The sequence below is a fragment of the Massilia sp. BHUDP2 genome (assembly GCF_046236355.1).
GTDB classification, from domain to species: Bacteria; Pseudomonadota; Gammaproteobacteria; order Burkholderiales; family Burkholderiaceae_D; genus Telluria; species Telluria varians.
Genome location: NZ_JBJUVW010000001.1, coordinates 1,668,937 through 1,689,347, shown reverse-complemented (window position 1 = coordinate 1,689,347; position 20,411 = coordinate 1,668,937). Strand labels below are relative to the sequence as shown.

Genomic DNA, 20,411 nt, shown 5'->3' with positions numbered 1-20,411 from the left:
CGGGTGGAGCCGCCCACCCTACCGTACCGGACCGGCGAGCATTCAGCGCCGCGCCGGCGCCTGCTCGTCGAGCTTGAACACCGACAATGCCTGCACCAGGTGGAAGGCCTCGTCGGCCACATTGGCCGAGGCATTCGCCGATTCCTCCACCAGTGCGGCGTTCTCGCGGGTGATCTGGTCGAGCTGGGCCATGGCCGCGTTCACCTGGGCGATGCCGGCGCCCTGCTCGCGGCTGGCGCCGGTGATGCCGTTCATGATCGCGGCCGCTTCGGCTACCTTGGCCACCACTTCGCGCATGGTCTGGCCGGCGTCGCCTACCAGCACATTGCCTTCGCCGACCTGCCGCACCGAGGTTTCGATGAGGGTCTTGATTTCCTTGGCTGCCGCGGCCGAGCGCTGCGCCAGGCTGCGCACCTCGCCGGCGACGACGGCGAAGCCGCGACCCTGCTCGCCGGCACGGGCCGCCTCGACCGCCGCGTTCAGCGCCAGGATATTGGTCTGGAAGGCAATGCCGTCGATCAGGCCGATGATGTCCACGATGCGGGTGGCCGAGGCGCTGATGTGGCCCATGGTGTCGCCCACCCGGCCCACGGCATCGCCGCCGCGTCCGGCGACGTTCGAAGCCGCCACGACCAGGCCGTCGGCGCGCACCGCGCTGTCGGTGTTGTGGCCGGCCGCCGCGGCGATCTGCGCCAGGCTGCTCGCGGTCTGCTCGAGGCTGGCCGCCTGGGCTTCGGTACGGCTGGCCAGGTCGCCGTTGCCGGCCGCGATCTCGCGGGTCGCATGCTCGATCGAGCCCACGTTGCGGCGCACGTCGCCGACGATCGCCTTCAGGTTGACGTTCAGCTGGCGCAGCGCCAGCTGCAGGCGGCCGATCTCGTCGTTGCGTCCCGGCTCGCATGGATGCGACAGGTCGCCGCCGGCCAGCGCATACACGGCGGCAGTGGCCTCGCGCAGGGGACGGGCAATGGTGCGGTGCAGTTCGGCCCAGGCCGCCAGCGTCGCCGCCACGCCTGCGCCTGCCAGCAATTTCCACAGCAAGCCGTCCGCCGCCAGCCCAAGGCCGGCCATCAACACCGCCTGGCCGCCCATCATGATGCCGAGGCGGCGCGACAGCGGCAGCGAACGCAGCGCACCGAGGCGGGCGCGCCAGCCGAGGCGGCGTGCGGCGCCACGGTGGATCGTCAGTCCCTTCGCCTCGCCGGCGCGGAATTTGCGATACAGTTCGCTGGCCGCCGCCACCTGCGCGCGGCTCGGCGCGGTACGCACCGACATGTAGCCGGTGACGCGTCCGCCCTCCTTGACCGGCACCACGTTGGCGACCACCCAGTAGAAGTCGCCGTTCTTGCGACGGTTCTTGACCAGGCCGGTCCAGGGCTCGCCCGCCTGCAGTGTGCGCCACATGTCGGCAAAGGCTTCGGGCGGCATGTCCGGATGGCGGACGATGTTGTGCGCCTTTCCGAGCAATTCGTGCTCGTCGAAGCCGCTGACTTCGACGAAGCTGGGGTTGATGTAGGTGATGCGGCCCTTGGTGTCCGTCTTCGAGACGATGGACTGGCCTTCCTGTAACAGGTATTCGATGCCGGTAACCGGCAGGTTGGTTCGCACGATGACTCCTAGTTGCCCATGGGCAATAAAATCCAGCGCACGATTCTAACAAGCGAATCGTCAGAATTTTTGACTTGGATCAAATTTAACCGTGACCACGTGGCGCGGAGCCAGCAAAAACCTTGATTTACGTCAAACGTTGCCATTGGTGTAAGCTTTTGGGATGGACAACATGACACACTCGCTCGTCGGCCTGGCCCTGGGGGAACTGGTCGAGCGCGCCCTGCCCGCGGCAAGCGATCCGGCCCGGGGCCGCACCCGCCGCCGCGCCCTCTTGCTCACCGGCCTGCTGGCCAGTAACTTCCCCGACCTCGACCTGGTGCTCACGCCGCTGCTGCCGGCGCCGCTGGGCTACCTGATCCACCACCGCGGGCACACGCATACCCTGCTGTACGCACTGCCGCAGGTAGTCCTGCTGCTGGCCCTGACTTGCTTGCTGTGGCCGGCAGCGCGCCGGCTGCTGCAGGAAGATCGCCGCGCCCGCCACGCCGTCGTCGCCACCGCCCTGCTGGGCATGGTGCTGCACCTGTCCTTCGACGGCCTGAACGTGTATGGGGTCCACCCCTTCCACCCCTTCGATTCGCGCTGGCTGTACGGCGACCTCGTCTTCATTGTCGAGCCGGTGTTCTGGACCGCACTCGGCTTTGCACTGGCCCTGCTGTCGCGGCGCACCGGCTTGCGCTGGCTGGGGCTGGGCTTCTTCGCCGGCATGCCGGTGCTGTTTACCTGGATGGGCTTCCTGCAATGGGGCTCGCTCGCCGGGCTGGGCGCGGTAGCGCTGCTGGTCGCCGGCGTCAATCTCAAGATGGGGGCGCGTGCCGGACTGGTGGCGGCCCTGCTTGCCTGCGTGGGCTTCGTCGGCATCCAGGCGGTGGGCGGTCAGCTTGCGCGCACCGAGATCCGCAGCGCGCTCCAGAAGGTAGCGCCGGGCAGCCGCGTACTCGACATCGCGCTGTCGTCCTTCCCGGCCAATCCCTTGTGCTGGTCTTTCGCCACCGTGTCCGACAAGCCGGCCGCCGGCAGCTATGGGGTGCGGGTCGGCGTGCTCAGCCTGGCGCCCGGCCTGAGCCCGGTCTGGGCATGCCCGGAACGCTTCGGCGGTGTGCCCGACAGTGCAAGCGAAGCCGCCGGCTGGCCGGTGCTGCGCGACGCACAGGGCCGGGGAGCCGAAGCGGCGGCCCGGGCCGTGCCTGCGGCGACAGCGGCACTGGCCTGGAAATTCAGCGAGACCGGCAGCCTGCAGGACTTCCGCGCGCTGCAGCGGACCAATTGCCACTTCGACGCCTGGCTGCGCTTCGCCCGCGTGCCCTCGCTGGCCGGGGGCAATGCCACCGATGTCCGCTTCGGCGCTCCCGACCAGCCCAATTTCTCGACCTTGCCGTATGCAGCCCGCGCGGCCGACCCCTGCCCGTCGCCGCTGGCGGCATGGGGCTATCCGCGGGGAGATCTGCTCGGCTGGAAAGGGCAGCAAGCGCGCTAGTGTGCGCGCCGCGGCGGCGCTCGCAACTGCCCGCCCGCCCGCACCCTCCCCTGCCGGCTGGCCTGGGCAATGACGCGCCCGAAGAAGTCCACCAGGCCGGGTGCGTGCAGGTCGAAGCAGAAGCCGTCGCGCACCTGCCACACGCGCTCGCGCAGCGCGGCCATGGCGGCGCGGTCGTGCAGCTGGCGCGCCAGGTCCTCGATGCTGTCGAAGAACACCCCGATCCCGAGGCGCCGGGCCAGCGCCTGGGCCGCCACGATGGCGGCGCCGTTGTCGAACTGGATCATCGGCAGCCCGGCCGCCGCCAGGGTCGCGGCACGCGCCGGAATGTTCAGGTCGTCCCAGTCGGCGCGCCGGATGTCGCCGCCGTTCTGGCTGCGAAACACGTGCAGCCAGCCGGCGTCGTATTGCGAAAATTCGCGCACCCATCCGTCCGGGTCGACGTTCCGGTGCAGGTGCAGGTGTTCCGGCGCCAGCGCCTGTGCCGTCCTTATCCACTCGCGCCACTGGCCCTGCGTGAAGTCCCCATAGAAATGCAGGTGGATGCCGTGGCGCGCCAGCTCGGCCACCGTGGGCGGATGCAGCCCGATCGGCCGCCCCGGCACCACGGTGTGCACCTGGCCGCCCGCGCCCGCCGCGGATAGCAGGGGCGAGCGCTCCTGCAGGAACCAGGCGCGGCGCGGCAGGTCGCCGTCGAGCACATGTTCAGGACGAGGTGCGGGGCGCGCGGCGGGCAGCCTGGGCACGGCGGTGGCGAACCAGTCGCGCATTTCGGGGCTGCTGTAGATGCAGCCGTCGGCCAGCCGCACCAGGTCGGCCAGCAGCGGCCAGGTGCCCTTCTCGATGCAGATGAAGGGGCCTTCCTTGAAATGCCAGACAAAGGGAATGTCCGGCGTGTGCATCAGCACCTCGTGGGCAAAGGGCACCGCCTGCCAGTTGAGCTGGGCGTAGACGAGGTCGGGTTCGATGCGCGCCAGCGCCTCGCGCCAGCCGTGGCGCGGCAGCTCCTCGACCTGGCCGAAAGGCAGCGGCCCGACCGTGTTGAACCAGCTCGGTGTCGGCGTCCACAATCCGTACAGCCGGTGTCCCAGGGCTTCCAGGGCCAGCACGCGGTCGGCGTTGTAGGCCAGCTCGCCGGCCAGCACGATCTTCAAGCCCGTGCGTGCGTCCGACGGCCGGGCGGCGCGCACCTGTGCATACAGCCGCTCCTCGTCGATGGGGTTGCCGGTGCTGGTATGGAAGCGCAGCGGTCCGGCTACCCGGTAGTGCTGGCGGAAAGGGTTGATGCCCCCGAGCGGCTCGCGCATGCGCTTGTGGCGCTGGCCCGGATGGTCGACCCACTCGCAGCTGATCGCCCCGGTCGGCACAAAAGGCCCCTGGGCGCGCAGCGCGGTCCAGAACAGGCGGTCGAGGTCGTCGCTCTCGAGCTCGGCGCGCTCGCGCCAGCGCAGCGCGGTGCGGCGATGCAGGCATTGCACGGGTTGCAGGCACTCCCCCGGGACGATGCCGTCGGCGCTGCGGTTGTAGTGGTGGCGCACGCCGGCATAGGCCAGCACCGCGCCGGGCGCGCGCTCGAGGCAGGCCACCAGCTGCGCCAGGTGCCCGGCATACCAGACGTCGTCGCTCGGCAGGTAGGCCAGCAGTTCGCCGCGCGCGGCGTCGAGGCCGGCGTTGATGGCGCGGCCCAGTCCGCCATTGCTGTCGAAGCGCAGGTAGCGCACCCGGGCGTCGGCCAGCCAGGGCGCCAGGGCGCTGGCGGTGTCGTCGCAGGAGCCGTCGTCGACGATGACGAGCTCCCAGTCGGAATAGGTCTGTGCCCACAGGCTGTCGAGGGCGCGGCCGATGAAGGCCGCCTGCTCGAAGGTGGGCATGAGTACGCTCACGCGCGGGGAATCGGGGACGGACGGCTGGCTGCTCATGACGATGGCTGGTTGTGGGAGCCTGCCCAGATTAGAAGGCGGCGCCCGGCCGCGTTTGCGGCAGGTCAGCAGTGCGCCGGAGGCGTCGCGGCGTCGCGGACGCAAGCACCGGGCCCGCTGCAAGGCTATACTCGCGGCATGGATCCCGACCAGCCCCTCCCCGATACCGCCTGCTACTGCTCGGCGCTGCGCCAGGCCTCGCGCTACGTCACCTCGTTCTACGACCAGATGCTGTCCGGATCGGGCCTGCGCGTGACCCAGTTCGCGATCCTGTCCCGGCTCAGGCCGCGCCCGGCCAGCGTGACCCAGCTGGCACAGAGCATGGTGATGGACCGCACCACGCTGGCGCGCAACCTGCAGCCCCTGGTGCGCGAACAGCTGGTAGAGGTGCGTCCCGGCGAGCAGGACCGGCGCGAGCGCGTCATCGAGCTGACCGCGCTCGGGCGCGACAAGGTCGAGGCCATCCTTCCCGCCTGGCGCCGCGCCCAGGCCCGCTTCGACGCGCAGTTCGGCGCGGACCGCGGCGCCCAGCTGCTCGCGACCATGCGCGCCGTGGTCGACAGCGGCCTGCACGAATCCGGCGAATCGGCCCCGGCCGAACCGGACTGAACGGCATGGCGGACGCGGCACTTGCCATTTTTTCAGTAAAATCGTCAGTTTCCCCACCGCTCGAAGCGCCGTGCCCCCTACCGAACCCATGCTAGCCTTCCTGTCGAACGGCGGCGCCCTAGGTGCCCGGATCCACGCGCACGACTGGCACGCGCACCCGCTCGGACCGATTACCGCCTGGCCGGCGGCCCTGCGCACCACCCTCGGCATCGTGCTGGGTTCGTCGTTCCCGACCTTCCTCGCCTGGGGTCCGCGGCTGGAGCTGTTCTACAACGATGCCTACCTGCCCCTGCTCGGCAACAAGTCCGCCGACGCGCTCGGCCGGCCGCTGCCCGAGGTCTGGGACGAGGTGTGGGATGCGATCGGCCCGTATGCCAACCGGGTGCTGGCCGGCGAGTCCTTCTTCTTCGAGAACTATGCCACCATGCTGGAGCGCCATGGCTACCGCGAGCAGGCCTGGTTCACCTTTTCCTACAGCCCGGTGCGCGACGACCAGGGCCTCGTGTGCGGCTTGCTGTGCACGGTCATCGAAGTCAGCGACAAGGTGCGCGCGCTGGCCCGGCACAAGCAAGCGGAAGAGCACCTCGCCCTGTCGCTCGAAGCCTCGGGCAACATCGGCACCTGGTCCTACGACCTCAACACCGCCGCCACGTATGTGGACGAGCGCTTCGCGCGCCTGTTCCAGGTCGACGCCGCGCTCGCCCGCGAGGGCACCGAGCTGGTGCGCTTTACCGACATGATCCACCCAGAGGACCGCCCGGCCGTGCTGGCCGCGATCGACCGCGCCATCCTGACCGAGAGCCTGTACGACATCGAATACCGGATCCCGCAGCGCTCCGGCCAGGACGTGTGGGTCAACGCGCGCGGCAAGGTGTTCGCCGATCCGGACACCGGGCGCCGCCGCTTCGCCGGCATCGCCGTCGACATCACCGAACGCAAGCACGCCGAGCAGGCGCGCATCGAGAGCGAGCGCGCGGCGCTGGCCGCGTCGCGGCGCGCCGACGAAAGCGCGCGCCGTCTCGACGTGCTGCTCGACGCCGCGCCGGTCGGCATCGTCTACGCCGACGCCGCGGGCCAGCTGCTGGTGGCGAATGCCACCAACCGCCAGATCTGGGGGGCGCATCCAATGCCGGGCGAGGTCGGCGAGTACGCCGAATGGAAAGGCTGGTGGCCGGATGGTTCGGCACAGGCCGGACAACGCGTGCAGGCGCACGAATGGCCGATCGCGCGCGCGCTGCAGGGCGAGGTCCACGCCGCCGGGGTATTCGAGATCGAACCCTTCGGCGAGCCCGGCACGCGCCGCACGATCCTGGTGCGGGCCGCGGCGATCCACGACCGCGAGGGCGCGATGGTGGGCGCGGTGGCCGCCAACATGGACATCACCGCCCAGGTCGAGGCGGAGCGGGCGATGATGGAAAGCGAGGCCAAGTTCCGCCTGATCGCCGACGCCATCCCGCAACTGGCCTGGTCGGCCGACGCGGGCGGCACCAACGATTACCTGAACGCGCGCTGGAGCGCGTTCACCGGCCTGCCGGTCGAGCGCATCGGCGGCAACGGCTGGGACGAGGTGGTCCACCCGGACGACCTGGCGGCCCTGCTCGCGGCCTGGCGCAACAGCCTGGCCCTGGCGGCGCCCTACGAGATCGAGCACCGCCTGCTCCACCATTCCGGCGAGTACCGCTGGATGCTCAACCGCGCCCTGCCCCTGCTCGACCAGCACGGCAAGGCCACGCGCTGGATGGGCACCCTGACCGACATCCACGACAAGAAGGCCGGCGAGGAAGAGCTGCGCGCGCAGGCGCGCCGCAAGGACGAGTTCCTGGCCATGCTGGCGCACGAGCTGCGCAACCCGCTGGCGCCGATCAGCAACGCCGCCCAGCTGCTCTCGATGACCACGCTCGACCCGCAGCGGGTGCGCCAGTCGAGCGAAGTGATCATCCGCCAGGTGCGCCACATGACCTCGCTGGTGGACGACCTGCTCGACGTCTCGCGCGTGACGCGCGGCCTGGTGGAACTGGAGCGCGAGCGGGTCGACGTCAAGGCGGTCGTCGCCAGCGCGGTCGAGCAGGCCAGGCCGCTGATCGAAGCGCGCGGCCACGCCTTCGACCAGCACATGACGTCGCGGCGCTGCTGGGTGTTCGGCGACCGCATCCGGCTGGTGCAGGTGATCGTCAACCTGCTGGGCAACGCCGCCAAGTACACCGCCCAGGGCGGCACCATCGCGCTGTCGGTCGAGACCGATGCGGCGAGCGTGACGATCGCGGTGCGCGACAACGGCATCGGCATCGACCGCGCCATCCTGCCGCACGTGTTCGACCTGTTCACCCAGGCCGAGCGCACCCCCGACCGTTCCCAGGGCGGGCTCGGGCTGGGCCTGGCGCTGGTGCGCAGCCTGGTGCAGCTGCACGGCGGCCAGGTCGCCGCCCACAGCGACGGCCTGGGCAAGGGCAGCAGCTTCACGGTGACGCTGCCGGTGTCCGACGGCGAGCCGGGTGCGGCGCCGGGCGAAGGGCAAGCGGCGGCGCCGGCCCGCTCGGGCGCCGGCCGGCGCATCCTGGTGGTCGACGACAACGTCGATGCGGCCCTGTCGCTGGCCGACGTCCTGCGCTCGCTCGGTCACCTGGTGGACACCGCGCACGATTCGCAGGACGCGCTGGCGCAGGCGGAGCGGGAATGGCCGGATGTCTTCATCCTCGACATCGGCCTGCCCGACATCGACGGCTACGCGCTGGCGCGCCGCCTGCGCGACAGCGAGCGTGGGCGGGCCGCGACCCTGCTCGCCCTGACCGGCTACGGCCAGGCCCACGACCGGGTGCTGGCCAAGACGGCCGGTTTCGACCATCACTTCGTCAAGCCGGTGGACCTGGCGCCGCTGGTGCAGATCATCGAACGCGCGCCGCGCTCGGGATTAAGGCAGGCTTAACCGGGGGCGCCCCATGCAATGCGCATTGCCCGGGGAACGGGCGGGGAACTATGCTGGCGCTGTCGCCGGCTGGTCCGGCCATTCACGAAGGACACCCATGCCGCCCCGCCGCGCCACCGCCGCCCTGTCCCTGTCCGCGCTGTTCGCCTCGCTGCCGCTGCACGCGGCCGCGGCCCCGTCCTGCACCCCGCTGGAAGCCATACCGGCGGCGGTGGCGGACGCGCCCTTCCTGGTGCTCGGCGACGTGCACGGCACCCGCGAGGTGCCGGCCTTCGTCGCCGCCTACCTGTGCGCCGGCGCGAAACAGCAGCGCAGCACCACGCTGGCCATCGAACTGCCGTCGAGCGCACAGGACGCGCTCGACGCCTTCCTGGCCAGCCAGGGCAGTCCGCAGGACGTCGAACGGCTGCTGGGAGGCGGCCTGTGGCGCAGTCCGCGCCAGGATGGCAGGACCAGCATCGACATGCTGCGCCTGATCCAGCAGGTGCGCACGCTGCGTGCGGAAGGTGCCGACATCCGCATCGCCGCGATCGATACCGTGGCCGCGACGCCGCAACGCAGCGCCGCGATGGCCGAGCGCCTGCGCGCCGAACTGCGCCTGGGGACGGGCCGCCAGCTGGTGGCGCTGGTGGGCGCGCCGCATGCGATCCGCAGCAAGGGCAAGCGCTTCAATCCAGATTACGAGTCGGCGATCTACCTGCTGGCCGACCGGCGTCCGCTCTCGCTCACGGTCGGCACGGCGGGCGGCACGGCCTGGGTGTGCCGCGGCGCCACGCCCGACACCTGCGGCGCGACCGCCTGGGACATCAACCGCGTCGACCCGGCCCCAGCCGGCCCGTTCTCGCTGGTGCCGCCGTCGCCGCAGTACGACGGCGTGTTCTACGTGGGGGCGACGAGCGCATCGCCGCCGGCCGTTCAATGAGGGAAAGGGCTTGCCGTGTCGAAGCGCTTGCCGTCGGGCGCCCGCGGCAGGCCCGCGTCCTGCAGGCGCTTGACCGACGCCAGCGCCGCGGCCGCGCCTGAAGCGGTGAGCGCATCCGTCACCAGCTTGCGTTCAGCCGGCGCCAGCGCGGCCACGCTCGCGGCATACTGCGGCGCTTGCGCTTGTCCGCTCTCCTTGAAGGCCGTGGCGACGGCGCGGTAATAGTCTGCCGGGCGGCCTTGCGCCACCAGGATGACGTCGGCCTGCGCAGCGACGCCCGGCTGGAGCGTGCGGCGCGCCGAACGGTTCTGGTACTTCAGCTTGTCGAAGCTGGCGTAGCGGGCGCTGCCCGGCACCTCCAGGCGATAGTGGCCGGCCGCGTCGGTCAGGGCGGCCTTGAGCAGCTTGCCGTCCTTGTCCTCGATGTTGACCGTGACGGCGGGAATGCCCATCCCGCGCGCGCCGCCATCGACGACCCGGCCATGGATGATCTCGGCCGCAAGCGGCTGGCCGGCAAAAGCGATCGCGACAAGGGCGATCACGGACGATCGTTTCATGCTGCGCATTCCATCCTCCCGGGGCAAGCTGCTTGGCCGTCGATGCTGACCGAGAGTAAAGCATACTCTGCCGGCCGCGCCTAGCCCTGGCTGCCGGCCAGGGGCTGCGTGGCTTGGATGCTGAGGACTCAGCCATAACGCGCGGAAACGAATATTTCGTCCGTTACGGTTTGGAACAATTTCGAATCGTGCATACCTGCAGCCGGGATTACGATTTATTCATGAACTTCAGCTTTTCTACCCCAACCAGCGGCGCGTGCCTGGTGAAGCTCTGGGCCAGCGGACGCTACGGCTTTTCGCTGCCGAAGAAGGTCGAGATCACCGGCCAGGACGGCGTGACCTCGACCTATCTGTACCACAGCCGAAAAGTCGGGCTGACGTCCGAACTCACCAACCGCACGCTTGTCAGAATCGCGATTGCCCAGTACCTGGAAGGCGCCGCGGGCGAGGTCCACCAGATCGACGATACGGTGGCGCCCTTCCCCGGCACCCTGACGCAGATCCGGCCCTTCGCCCCGCCGCCGCCGCCGCCGCGCGTGCGGCCATCGCGGGTGATGCCGCGCGCGGGCTCCGTCGCCAAGGAGGCGGCATGAATTCAACACGGAAGACGAGGTAGACGCATGCGTATCACCTTCACTCCCGGCCAGGTCGCCATGCTCATCGGCAGGGCCGAACGCCAGCTCGAACAGATCGTCGCCGACTCGATCCGCGAGGCCGGCGGCGGACGCAACATCGCGCGCGGCGCGCAGCACATCCTGCACGAGACGGTGGTCACCCTGATCCGCCTGTACCGCGAACAGGTGCCGGGCGGCGCGCCGGTCGCGACCCGCATCGCACGTGCCTACGCCAAGGGAGCCGACGCCCACACCGGGGTGCCGACCCTGGCCTGCGTGCGGACCATGCTCTCGATCATGCGCGACGCCGGCGCGCTGCTGGCGGACCCGTCGCAGCCCCAGCTCGATGCGCCGCAATTGGATGCGCCGCAGCTGGACGCGCCGCAGCATCGGCCGGCGGCCGTGAGGCTCGGACCGGCCTAGGCTGCCTGCCCGGCCGTGCCGGCCTGGCGCGCACGGGTACTGCCGCCCACCCCTACCGCGGTGGCGATCGCCAGCGCCTGGAACAGCGCCACGCCCGCGAATACCCAGCCAGGACGGCCCGCATCCATCACCAGCCCGAACAGCAGCGGGCCGATCGCCAGGCCGCTGTCCAGGCCCGAATACACGACGCCGTAGACCCGCCCGGTTGCCCCTTGCGGCGCGGCGGCGCGGATCATCAGGTCGCGCGAAGGGCCGGCCACGCCCGAGCACAGGCCGATCAGGCCCATCAGCGGCAAGGCCATCCAGGACGGGCCGGCGCCCGCCGCCAGCACCAGGGCCAGCAGCGCCGCGACCGCGAAGGCCGCCGCCACGGTCCGGTCGTGCTGCTTCGCATGCGCGCCCAGGAAGCCGCCCGCCACCATGCCCAGCGCAGAGGCCAGCATGTAGGCGGTGTAGGAACTGGTGGCGAGCGCATGCGAAATGCCGTACAGCGATTCCAGGCTGATCGTCGCGAAGCTCTGGATGCCGCCCAGCGCCACCGCCGTCAGCAGGAAGAAGCCAAAGCACAGCCAGACGGCGCGCAGCTTGAGGAAACCCAGCGTGCCGCCCTGGGCAGTTGCGGCCGCGCGCTTGATCGGATCCGGATACAGGACAGCGCGATTCAGCACCAGCAAGGCCAGCACCGCCATCGGCAGCAGCGCCGCCCACAGCAGCGCGGCGCGCCAGCCCTGGCCGGCCGCGATCGAGGTCAGGAAGATCGGCGACGCGGCCCAGCCGATATTGCCGCTGATGCCGTGCACCGAAAAACCGTGCGCCAGGCGCTCGCGCGAGACGCGCTGGTTCAGCAGCGTGTAGTCGGCCGGGTGGAAGATCGCATTGCCGATGCCGGCCAGCAGCGCGCCCGCCACCAGGCCGGCATAGCTGTCCACGCGCGCGAGCACCAGCGCCGACACGCCCAGCATCGACATGCCGAAGAACAGCACGGCGCGCGCGCCGACGCGGTCGACCACGAAGCCGGCCATGGCCTGCCCCACGCCCGAGACCACGAAGAACACCGTCATCAGGAGACCCAGCTCGGTGTAGCTGAGGCCGAAGGCGGGCTTGAGCCAGGGGATCAGGGCCGCCAGGATCAGGTGGTAGAAGTGCGAGGTGCCGTGCGCCAGGCCGACCAGGCCGATCACGCGGGCATCCTGCTTCAAGCTGTTCTCGTTGTTCATCGCATCCCTCTTGCCGAAAAAGCCAGTGTAAGCACATTTCCGGCGTCCGATTTAAGATAGCCTGTCAAGATTTGTCGAGAACCTGCCATGACGCTTGCGAGAACCGCACTTCCCCCGACCCCGGGACCGGGCCCGACCAGAGAGCATCCGGTCAGCCTGGTTGCGCGCGACCTGCCCGCCGACGTCTCGGTGGGGGCCCACAGCCACGAGTGGGGGCAGCTGACCTATGCGCACAACGGCCTGATGCGGGTGAGCGCCGAAAACAGCAGCTGGATCGTGCCGCCGCAGCGCGCGATCTGGATCGCGCCGCACGTCGTCCACGCGGTCACGATGATGGAGGCGGCCCGCCTCAGTCCCTTGCGCATCCACGCCTCGCGCGACCCGTTCCGCGGCGAGACCTGCCGCGTGGTGGAAGTGAGCGGCCTGCTGCGCGAACTGATCGCCGCTCTCGAGACGGGCGAGCAGCCGCGCGACCCCGGGCGCGCCGCCCTGATCGGCGAACTGATCCTGGACGAGCTGGCGCGCGCGCCCTCGCGCCCGATCCGCGTGCCGCTGCCGCGCGACAAGCGCTTGCAGAGCCTGTGCGAAGCCCTGCTCGCGGCGCCCGGCGACACCCAGACCCTGGCCGGCTGGGCGCACGCGGCCGGGGCCTCGGAACGCACGCTGGCGCGCCTGTTCGAACGCGAGCTTGGAATGAGCTTCGGCCAGTGGCGCCAGCAGGTGCGCCTGGCCCACGGCGTTTCCCTGATCGCGCGCGGCATGCCGCTGTGGCAGGTGGCGCAGCAGCTCGGCTACGCCAGCCAGTCGGCCTTCAGCGCCATGTTCCGGAAGACTTTCGGCAGCACGCCGTCGAGCTTCTTCGCGGACGACCGCCGCCCTAGAAGCTGATCACGAAGCGCGCCCCGGCGCCCACAGGCCGCGCATAGCGCACGGTGCCGCCGTTCTCGTGCACCAGGTGGCGCACCATCGCCAGCCCAATGCCGCCGCCCTGCTTCTTGGTCGTGAAGAAGGGCGTGAAGATGTGGTTGACGAGTTCGAGCGGCACGCCGGGGCCGTCGTCGGCCACCTCGATGCGCAGGCGGCCGCCGCGCACCAGGCGCGCGCTGACGCGTGCCCCTGCCTTGTCGACGCCGGCGCTGGCTTCGAAGGCGTTCTTGAGCAGGTTGATCAGGGCCTGTTCCAGTTGCCCCGGATCGGCCACCAGCTCGAGCGTGGCCGGCTCCACCGAGAACTGGACCTGGCCGCCGCGCGCGCGCCAGGCCGGGGCGACCAGTGCGCGCACCCGCTCGAACAGGGCGGCAACGTGGATGCGTTCCGGCCGCGCCGCCGGCACGTTCGACAGGCTGCGGTAGCTGGCCACGAAGTCGGCCAGGCTGTCGGCGCGCCGGCTGATGGCGTCGAGCGCGGTGACCAGGTCGTGGGCGACATCCTGCGGCAGCGCCGCGCGCACCTCGTCCAGCATGTCGCGCGCGGTGCGCGACAGCGAGGCCACCGGGGTCAGCGAATTCATGATCTCGTGGGTCAGCACGTGCACCAGCTGGCGCCAGGCGTTCAGGGCCTCGGCTTCCAGTTCGCTCTCGACCGGCACCAGGGCGGCCAGGCGCTGGCTTCTTCCCTGCAGCACCAGTTCGGACACCGCCAGCAGCGCGCGCTCGACGCCGCGCTCGGTATCGAACTGGATCATGGTGCGGCGTTCGCCGGGCTGGCCGGCCAGCTGGCGGTAGAGCGCGGCGGGTTCGACGGCGCGGCCCGGCGCGACCAGCTTGCGCGCATTGCCGTTCAGGGGCTTTACCAGCGTGGCCGCCGCTTCCTCGCCCGCGCCCTCGATGCGAAACAGCGCGATCGGCGCGTGCTCCAGGCTGGTCTCCAGCGCCAGCGCATTGTTGACCAGGTGCTGCTGTTCGATGGTCAGGACGGCCTTCGGTTCGGGCGGCTTGGGATGGCGCAGCATGGCCAGCCGCTCCAGGCAGCCCCACAGCGTCCAGAGCAGCGGCAACGCCGCCAGGGCGCACAGCACCACCAGGCGCGGCGAATCGTCGACCATGCCGGCGCCGAAGGCCAGCACGGCGACGCCCGCCACCGACAAGAGGACGCTGGCCTTGAGCCGTGGCTCAGATGCCATGCTTGCCCAGCTTGCGGTACAGCGCGGCGCGGCTCAGGCCCAGCATGCGCGCCGCCAGGCTGATGTTGCCCTTGGCCTTGTCGAGGGCGGCGGCGATGGTGTCGCGTTCCAGCGTGCCGAGCCGGAAGTCCTCGGTCTGCGCCGGCGTCTCCACGGCCGGCGCCGCGGCTGGAGGCGCGACCGGCGCCGCCAATCCGAAATCCTCGAAGCGGTATTCCGGCTGCGCCGCCAGGATCGCCGCGCGCTCGCAGGCGTGGCGCAGCGCGCGCACGTTGCCGGGCCAGGGCCAGGCGCACAGGGCGTCCAGCGCGTGCGGGGCCAGCTCGCGCACCGGGCGCCCGTACTGGCCTTCGTACAGCGACAGGTAGTGGTGCAGCAGCTGGAGGATGTCGTTGCGCCGCTCGCGCAGCGGCGGCACGCGCAGCACGATGGTGTTCAGGCGGAACAACAGGTCGGGCCGGAATACCGAGGTGTCGAACAGGCGCGCTTCTTCCAGGTTGGTGGCGCTGACGATGCGCACGTCGATCGGCTCGGCCCGGTCCGCACCCAGGGGCGTGACTTCGCGCCGCTCCAGCGCGGTCAGCAGCTTGGCCTGGGCGCCGAGCGGCATGTTGCCGATCTCGTCGAGGAACAGGGTGCCGGCGCGCGCCGCCTGGAAACGCCCGGCGCGGTCGGACCTGGCGTCGGTGAAGGACCCCTTGCGGTGACCGAACAGTTCGCTCTCGAAAGTCGCTTCCGGCAACGCGCCCATGTCCACGGCCAGGAAGGTTTCCCCGGCGCGCTTCGAGGCCGCATGGATGGCGCGCGCCACCAGCTCCTTGCCGACGCCGTTCTCGCCCAGCACCATCACGTTGGCCTCGGTCGGGGCGACCGCGGCGATCATCGCGCGCAGCTCGCGCATCGGGCCTGAGTCGCCCATCAGCGGCGAGGCGCCCGCCTGGCCCGGAGTCGCGTCGAGCGGCGCCGTGGCGGCGTGGCGCGCCAGGGCGCCGTCGACCGCCGCCACCAGGCGCGCATTGTCCCAGGGCTTGGTGATGAAATCGCTAGCGCCGCGCTTGAGCGCCTCGACCGCCAGCGGAATGTCGGCATAGGCCGTCAGCGCGATCACGCCGGGCGGGCGCGGCAGCGCGCGCAGGCGGTCCAGCACCGCCAGCCCTTCGGCGCCATCGATGCGGCCGGGGGTGAAGTTCAGGTCGAGCAGCACGAGCTCGGGTACGCCTCCTGCCAGCACCGCGTCGAGCCCGCGCGGATCGCCCAGTGTCGCGACCTTGCCGTGACGCCGGCGCAGCAGCATCTGCGCGGCACAGGCGACGTCCTCGTCGTCGTCGAGGATCAGGATGGAGGCGGTCGATGGGGACATGCGTTCGTGCGCGGGTAATGACAGAATCGCATTCTAGCAGCGGCAATCCGCGCTGTGGACAGCCCGCCGGACACCTGTCCGCCTGCGAACATGCATACCTGTCCGAATCCGGACACATTTGTTCGAATCGCCATCCGCAAGCGCCAAAACCGGGGTGGCACGGAAGTTGCGAAGACTCGGGCATTTCAACCCGCAGTCTCGAACACCCGACTACTATGGACCGACTCCCTCCCCAAGCCCAGGCCCAGGCCGTCACCGGCGCCGCCATGGACGTGGTGATGCCCAAACGCCGCGCCAAGCTGTATGTGCGCGCCGGCGTGACCCTCGCCCTGCTCGCCGCCTTCGGCGCCGGCGCCTGGCACACCATGCCGCACGGCCTGCAGGTAGACAGCGCCGACGTGCGCCTGGCCAGCGCCGCCACCGGCATCTTCCGCGACGACATCGTGGTGCGCGCCACCGCGCAGCCGCTCAATTCGATCATGCTCGACTCGGTCGAATCCGGCCGCGTCGAGGAAGTGCTGGTGGAGGACGGCCAGGCGGTCGACAAAGGCCAGCTGCTGTTCCGCCTGTCCAACCCGCTGCGCAACCTGGCGCTGCTGGAGCGCCAGGCCGAACAGGCGCAGCAGATCTCGAACCTGGCCAACCTGCGCGTGGCCCAGGAAACCAGCCGCAGCGAACACCGCCGCCGCCTGTCGGATGCCGAATTCGCGGTGCAGCAGGCCGAGAAGCAGCATGCGCGCAACAGCCGGCTGGCCCAGCAGGGCTTCATCTCGGCGGTGGCGCTGGAAGAATCAAGCGACCGTCTGGCCCAGCAGCGCCGCACCCTGGACAACGAACAGCGCCGCTTCGAGCTGGAGGAGCGCGTACGCCAGCGCGGCCTGCAACAGATGGAAACGGCGATCGACGGCTTCGCCTCCGGCCTGCAGCTGGTCAGCGCCACCGTCGACGCCTTGGCCGTGCGTGCGCCGGCGGCCGGCATGCTGACCGACTTCCGCCTGCAGGTCGGCCAGACCGTGCAGCCCAACCAGAACATCGGCCGCATCGACGACCCCAAGCGCTTCAAGCTCTCGCTGCAGGTCGACGAGTTCTACCTGAGCCGGGTGACGCGCGGCCTGGCGGGCAGCGTGACCCAGGACGGCAAGGCTTACCCGCTGAAGGTGAGCGCGGTGTTCCCGCAAATCCGCGACGGCCGCTTTACCGCCGAGATGGTGTTCACGGGAGAGCAGCCGGCCGTGATCAGCCCGGGCCAGAGCCTGGACGCCCAGCTGACCCTGGGCCAGCCGGCCCAGGCCCTGTTGCTGCCGACGGGTGCGTTTGTCAACGATACCGGCGGCGCCTGGGTCTTCGTGGTCGACCAGGCCAGCGGGCGCGCCGAGAAGCGCGCCGTGCGCCTGGGCCGCCGCAACAACAGCCACGTCGAGGTCCTGTCCGGCCTGAAGGCGGGCGAGCAGGTCGTCATTTCCAGTTACGGGCCGTTCGGCAAGGCCGAGCAGCTGCAGATCAATCGATAAGCGAACAAACAATCAGAAAGGAAGCACCATGCTGAAACTCAGGGGCGTCTCCAAGATCCACCAGGCGGGCGAAGTGCAGACCCGCGCCCTCGACCGCATCGACCTCGACATCGCGGCCGGCGAATACGTCGCCATCACCGGGCCGTCCGGCTGCGGCAAGTCCACCCTGCTGAGCGTGCTCGGCCTGCTCGACGTGCCGAACGAAGGCGACTACTTCTTCGAAGGACAGAACGTGGCCGGCTGGAGCGAGGCGCGCCTGAACGCGCTGCGCCGCGGGCGGGTCGGCTTCATCTTCCAGAGCTTCAACCTGATCGAGGAGCTGAGCGTGTACGAGAACGTCGAGCTGGCGCTGGAATACACCGGCACCGCGGCCGCCGAGCGGCGCCGCCGCGTCGAGGCCATGCTGGAGCGCCTGGGGGTGGCGCACCGTGCCAGGCATCGCCCGTCCCAGCTCTCGGGCGGCCAGCAGCAGCGCGTGGCGATCGCGCGCGCCCTGGTGGCGGAGCCGGCCATGCTGCTCGCCGACGAACCGACCGGCAACCTGGACACGGCACATGGCGACGAAGTGATGCGCCTGCTGCGCAACATCAACGCCGAGGGCACGACCGTGGTCATGGTCACCCACTCGCCGGCGCACGCCGCCCAGGCCTCGCGCACCTTGCACCTGGTGGACGGCCGCGTGGTGGTCGACGCCCTGCAGGCAGCATGAGGAGCGATTGAGAATGAACCTGCGCGTCTTACGTGATTTCCGCATCGGCTGGCGCCTGCTGGTCAAGGAACCCGGCTACTCGGCCGTGGTGGTGCTGGGGCTGGCTGTCGGCTTCGCCGCCTGCTTCCTGCTGCTCGGCTACGTGGCCCATTCGCTGTCCTACGACCGCCACGTGCCGCAGCGGGAACAGGTCTACCGCCTCATGCAGAAATGGAATACCTCCAACTCCAGCGGCAACTGGAACGATTCCAGCAGCCTGCCGGCACGCGACGCCGTTGTCGCGAGCGGCGCACCGGTACTGGCCAGCGCCTTTATTGAACGCAGCATCGACGTGCGCTCGGTGGTGAACGGCCACAGCCAGGTGCAGACCATCAGCCTGACCGTGGTCGATCCCGATTTCCGCCAGATCTTCCAGCCGACCGTGCTGGCCGGCGACCTGGCCGTCACCCTTGCCCGGCCGGATACGCTGGCGCTGACGCGCGAGACCGCCACCAAGCTGTTCGGCAACATCGACGTGGTCGGCAAGACCGTGCAGGTGGGCGGACTACCCTACCGTATCACGGCCCTGCTGGAAGACCAGCCGGCCGCCACCACCCTGCCCTACGCGTCGCTGGCCGGCAGCCGCACCTCGATCTGGAAGGACGAGTACCGGCAGCTGGTTACCACCAACTGGGGCTCCTCGCACGGCGGCGTGTACGTCAAACTGCTGCCGGGAGCGGACCGGCAGACCGTGCTCGATTCGCTGCGGCGCGCCATGCTGTCTTCGAACTTCATCAAGCGCATGAGCCCCGAGCAGATAGCGTCCCTGAACGGCCGCGACCTGATCGATTTCCGCCTCGGGCCCCTGAGCGAAGCCTACCTCGACCCGCTGATCAAGGAATCCTCGCCCACGCATGGCGACCGGAAGACCATCTTCGGCCTGGGCGCGGTGGGAGCGCTGATCCTGGTGCTGGCCGCCACCAACTACGTCAACCTGGCCACCGTGCGCACCGTGCGCCGCCAGCGCGAGATCGCGGTGCGCAAGGTACTCGGCGCCGGTACGGGTACGGTGAGCCGCCACTTCCTGGCCGAATCGGTGCTGGTGTGCCTGATCGCCACTGCGATCGGACTGCTGCTGGCCTGGCTGCTGCTGCCGGTGTTCTCCGACCTGGTTCAGCGCAAGCTCGACCATATGTTCACCCCACTCTCGCTTGGCCTGAGCCTGCTGCTGGGCATGCTGGTGGGCCTGCTGGCCGGCGCCTATCCAGCCTGGTCGGCCATCAAGGTGCGCCCGACCGCGGCGCTGGCCGGACGCGGCAACAGCGAGACCGTGGGCGGCCTGCGCCTGCGCCGGGTCCTCACGGTGCTGCAGTTCGCCACCGCCATGGGCCTGACCAGCCTAACCTTGGCCGTAGCCTGGCAGACGCGCTATGCCAGCACGCTCGACCCCGGCTTCGACGCGGCGCCGCTGCTGCTCGTGGCCACCTCGGACGACATGCGCAACGCCAATGTGCGCGCCTTCCGCGACGCCCTGGCGCGCATCCCGGGCGTGACCGCTGTCGGGGCCAGCGAGTCGGCGGTGACCGTCAACTTCAACAGCACATCCCTGCAACGCGACGGCGGCAGCCCGATCGAGATCAATAACCGGCAGGTCAGCCCCGATTTCTTCGACGTGCACGGACTCAAGCCGGTTGCCGGAAGGCTGTACGATCCGGCGCGCGACAAGGTCGAGGACGAGGACAAGATCGTCATCAACGAGGCCGCCGTCCGCAAGTTCGGCTTCGCCAGCGCCCAGGATGCGGTCGGCAAGTTCATCATCAGTCCGATCGGCGCGGACAGGATGCAGGTCATCGGGGTTGCGCCCGACATCCGGCACCGCTCGGCGCGCGAGGAGATGCAGCCCACGGTCTACTTCCCGGGCGATCGCACCGGCGTGTTTACCGTACGAACCGGTCCGGACCAGCAGGCCGTGCAGCGCGCCATCGAGGAACTGTGGCCGCGCTACTTCCCGAACGACGTGCTGGAAGTGCAGCGCGTGTCGTCCATGTTCGCGCTCAGCTATGCGGACGACCTGCGCATGGCCAAGCTGCTGGCGGCATCGAGCGTGATCGCTACCGCGATCGCCGCGTTCGGCATCTATGTGCTGGCCGCCTACAGCGTGCAGCGCAAGGCGCGCGAGATCGTCCTGAGGAAGCTCTACGGCGCCGGCCACGCCGCCATCGGCCGCCTGGTGGCGCGCGAGTTCGTGGTGCTGATCGGGATCGGCGCCCTGTTCGGTCTGCCGATTGCCTTCGTGGCGGTGCAGCGCTACCTGGCCGGCTTCACCGAGCAGGCGCCGATCGGCGCCTGGACCCTGACCGCGGCCCTGGTGGTGGCGGCGCTGGTCGCGACCGGATCGACCGCCCGCCATGCGCTGGCGGCAATGCAGATCCGGCCGGCGCAGGCGCTGCGCGAGTAA

Annotated in this window: 16 protein-coding genes; 10 read left to right on the top strand and 6 right to left on the bottom strand. The window is 70.2% G+C overall.

The features are described from left to right. Positions 1-42 precede the first annotated feature (42 nt). Positions 43-1,608, bottom strand: coding sequence for a methyl-accepting chemotaxis protein (locus ACK6C6_RS07565; protein ID WP_409266670.1), 1,566 nt, complete (start codon positions 1,606-1,608; stop codon positions 43-45). 172 nt (positions 1,609-1,780) lie between these two features. Here ACK6C6_RS07565 and ACK6C6_RS07560 point away from each other — a divergent pair, with 172 nt between their 5' ends. Then, positions 1,781-3,088 carry a metal-dependent hydrolase gene (locus ACK6C6_RS07560; protein ID WP_409266668.1) on the top strand — a complete coding sequence of 436 codons (1,308 nt, stop codon included), beginning with the start codon at positions 1,781-1,783 and terminating at the stop codon, positions 3,086-3,088. Here ACK6C6_RS07560 and ACK6C6_RS07555 read toward each other — a convergent pair. Next, entirely contained in the window at positions 3,085-4,971 is a 1,887-nt protein-coding gene (locus ACK6C6_RS07555; RefSeq protein ID WP_409266666.1) for a glycosyltransferase family 2 protein, read from the bottom strand. The two genes, ACK6C6_RS07560 and ACK6C6_RS07555, sit on opposite strands and share 4 nt — an antisense overlap. A 174-nt stretch (positions 4,972-5,145) precedes the next feature. Between ACK6C6_RS07555 and ACK6C6_RS07550 the strand changes: the two genes are divergently transcribed. The 3 genes from ACK6C6_RS07550 to ACK6C6_RS07540 all read left to right on the top strand — a co-directional run bounded on the left by ACK6C6_RS07550 (position 5,146) and on the right by ACK6C6_RS07540 (position 9,461). Continuing rightward, a complete protein-coding gene (locus ACK6C6_RS07550; protein ID WP_409266665.1) occupies positions 5,146-5,616 on the top strand; it encodes a MarR family winged helix-turn-helix transcriptional regulator in 471 nt (156 codons plus the stop codon). Positions 5,617-5,686: 70 nt separating this feature from the next. Further along, positions 5,687-8,539, top strand: coding sequence for a PAS domain S-box protein (locus ACK6C6_RS07545; protein WP_409266663.1), 2,853 nt, complete (start codon positions 5,687-5,689; stop codon positions 8,537-8,539). Positions 8,540-8,636: 97 nt separating this feature from the next. Next, entirely contained in the window at positions 8,637-9,461 is an 825-nt protein-coding gene (locus ACK6C6_RS07540) for a hypothetical protein (protein WP_409266661.1), read from the top strand. Here ACK6C6_RS07540 and ACK6C6_RS07535 read toward each other — a convergent pair. Then, a complete protein-coding gene (locus ACK6C6_RS07535; protein WP_209586184.1) occupies positions 9,455-10,018 on the bottom strand; it encodes a carboxypeptidase regulatory-like domain-containing protein in 564 nt (187 codons plus the stop codon). The genes ACK6C6_RS07540 and ACK6C6_RS07535 overlap by 7 nt on opposite strands. A gap of 221 nt (positions 10,019-10,239) precedes the next feature. Between ACK6C6_RS07535 and ACK6C6_RS07530 the strand changes: the two genes are divergently transcribed. Together ACK6C6_RS07530 and ACK6C6_RS07525 are read left to right on the top strand one after the other, a co-directional pair. Beyond that, positions 10,240-10,611, top strand: coding sequence for a hypothetical protein (locus tag ACK6C6_RS07530; RefSeq protein ID WP_409266660.1), 372 nt, complete (start codon positions 10,240-10,242; stop codon positions 10,609-10,611). Between the two features lie 27 nt (positions 10,612-10,638). Beyond that, entirely contained in the window at positions 10,639-11,055 is a 417-nt protein-coding gene (locus ACK6C6_RS07525) for a hypothetical protein (protein ID WP_409266659.1), read from the top strand. Here the strand turns inward: ACK6C6_RS07525 and ACK6C6_RS07520 are convergent. Continuing rightward, positions 11,052-12,272, bottom strand: coding sequence for an MFS transporter (locus tag ACK6C6_RS07520; protein ID WP_409266657.1), 1,221 nt, complete (start codon positions 12,270-12,272; stop codon positions 11,052-11,054). The genes ACK6C6_RS07525 and ACK6C6_RS07520 overlap by 4 nt on opposite strands. Before the next feature lie 87 nt (positions 12,273-12,359). Here ACK6C6_RS07520 and ACK6C6_RS07515 point away from each other — a divergent pair, with 87 nt between their 5' ends. Next, positions 12,360-13,160, top strand: coding sequence for an AraC family transcriptional regulator (locus tag ACK6C6_RS07515; RefSeq protein WP_409266656.1), 801 nt, complete (start codon positions 12,360-12,362; stop codon positions 13,158-13,160). Here ACK6C6_RS07515 and ACK6C6_RS07510 read toward each other — a convergent pair. Then, positions 13,150-14,394 carry a sensor histidine kinase gene (locus ACK6C6_RS07510; RefSeq protein ID WP_409266654.1) on the bottom strand — a complete coding sequence of 415 codons (1,245 nt, stop codon included), beginning with the start codon at positions 14,392-14,394 and terminating at the stop codon, positions 13,150-13,152. The genes ACK6C6_RS07515 and ACK6C6_RS07510 overlap by 11 nt on opposite strands. After that, on the bottom strand, positions 14,384-15,754 hold the full coding sequence (locus tag ACK6C6_RS07505; protein ID WP_409266652.1) for a sigma-54-dependent transcriptional regulator: 1,371 nt from the start codon (positions 15,752-15,754) through the stop codon (positions 14,384-14,386). The genes ACK6C6_RS07510 and ACK6C6_RS07505 overlap by 11 nt, the downstream gene beginning before the upstream one ends. Before the next feature lie 215 nt (positions 15,755-15,969). On the opposite strand from ACK6C6_RS07505, the gene ACK6C6_RS07500 reads away from it, so the two are divergent. The 3 genes from ACK6C6_RS07500 to ACK6C6_RS07490 are packed head-to-tail and all read left to right on the top strand — an operon-like array spanning position 15,970 to position 20,411. Next, positions 15,970-17,265, top strand: a complete 1,296-nt coding sequence (locus ACK6C6_RS07500; protein ID WP_409266651.1) for an efflux RND transporter periplasmic adaptor subunit — start codon at positions 15,970-15,972, stop codon at positions 17,263-17,265. Between the two features lie 28 nt (positions 17,266-17,293). Further along, complete coding sequence (locus ACK6C6_RS07495; RefSeq protein WP_409266649.1) at positions 17,294-17,974, top strand: ABC transporter ATP-binding protein; 681 nt, start codon at positions 17,294-17,296, stop codon at positions 17,972-17,974. Positions 17,975-17,987: 13 nt separating this feature from the next. Next, a complete protein-coding gene (locus tag ACK6C6_RS07490) occupies positions 17,988-20,411 on the top strand; it encodes an ABC transporter permease (RefSeq protein ID WP_409266648.1) in 2,424 nt (807 codons plus the stop codon).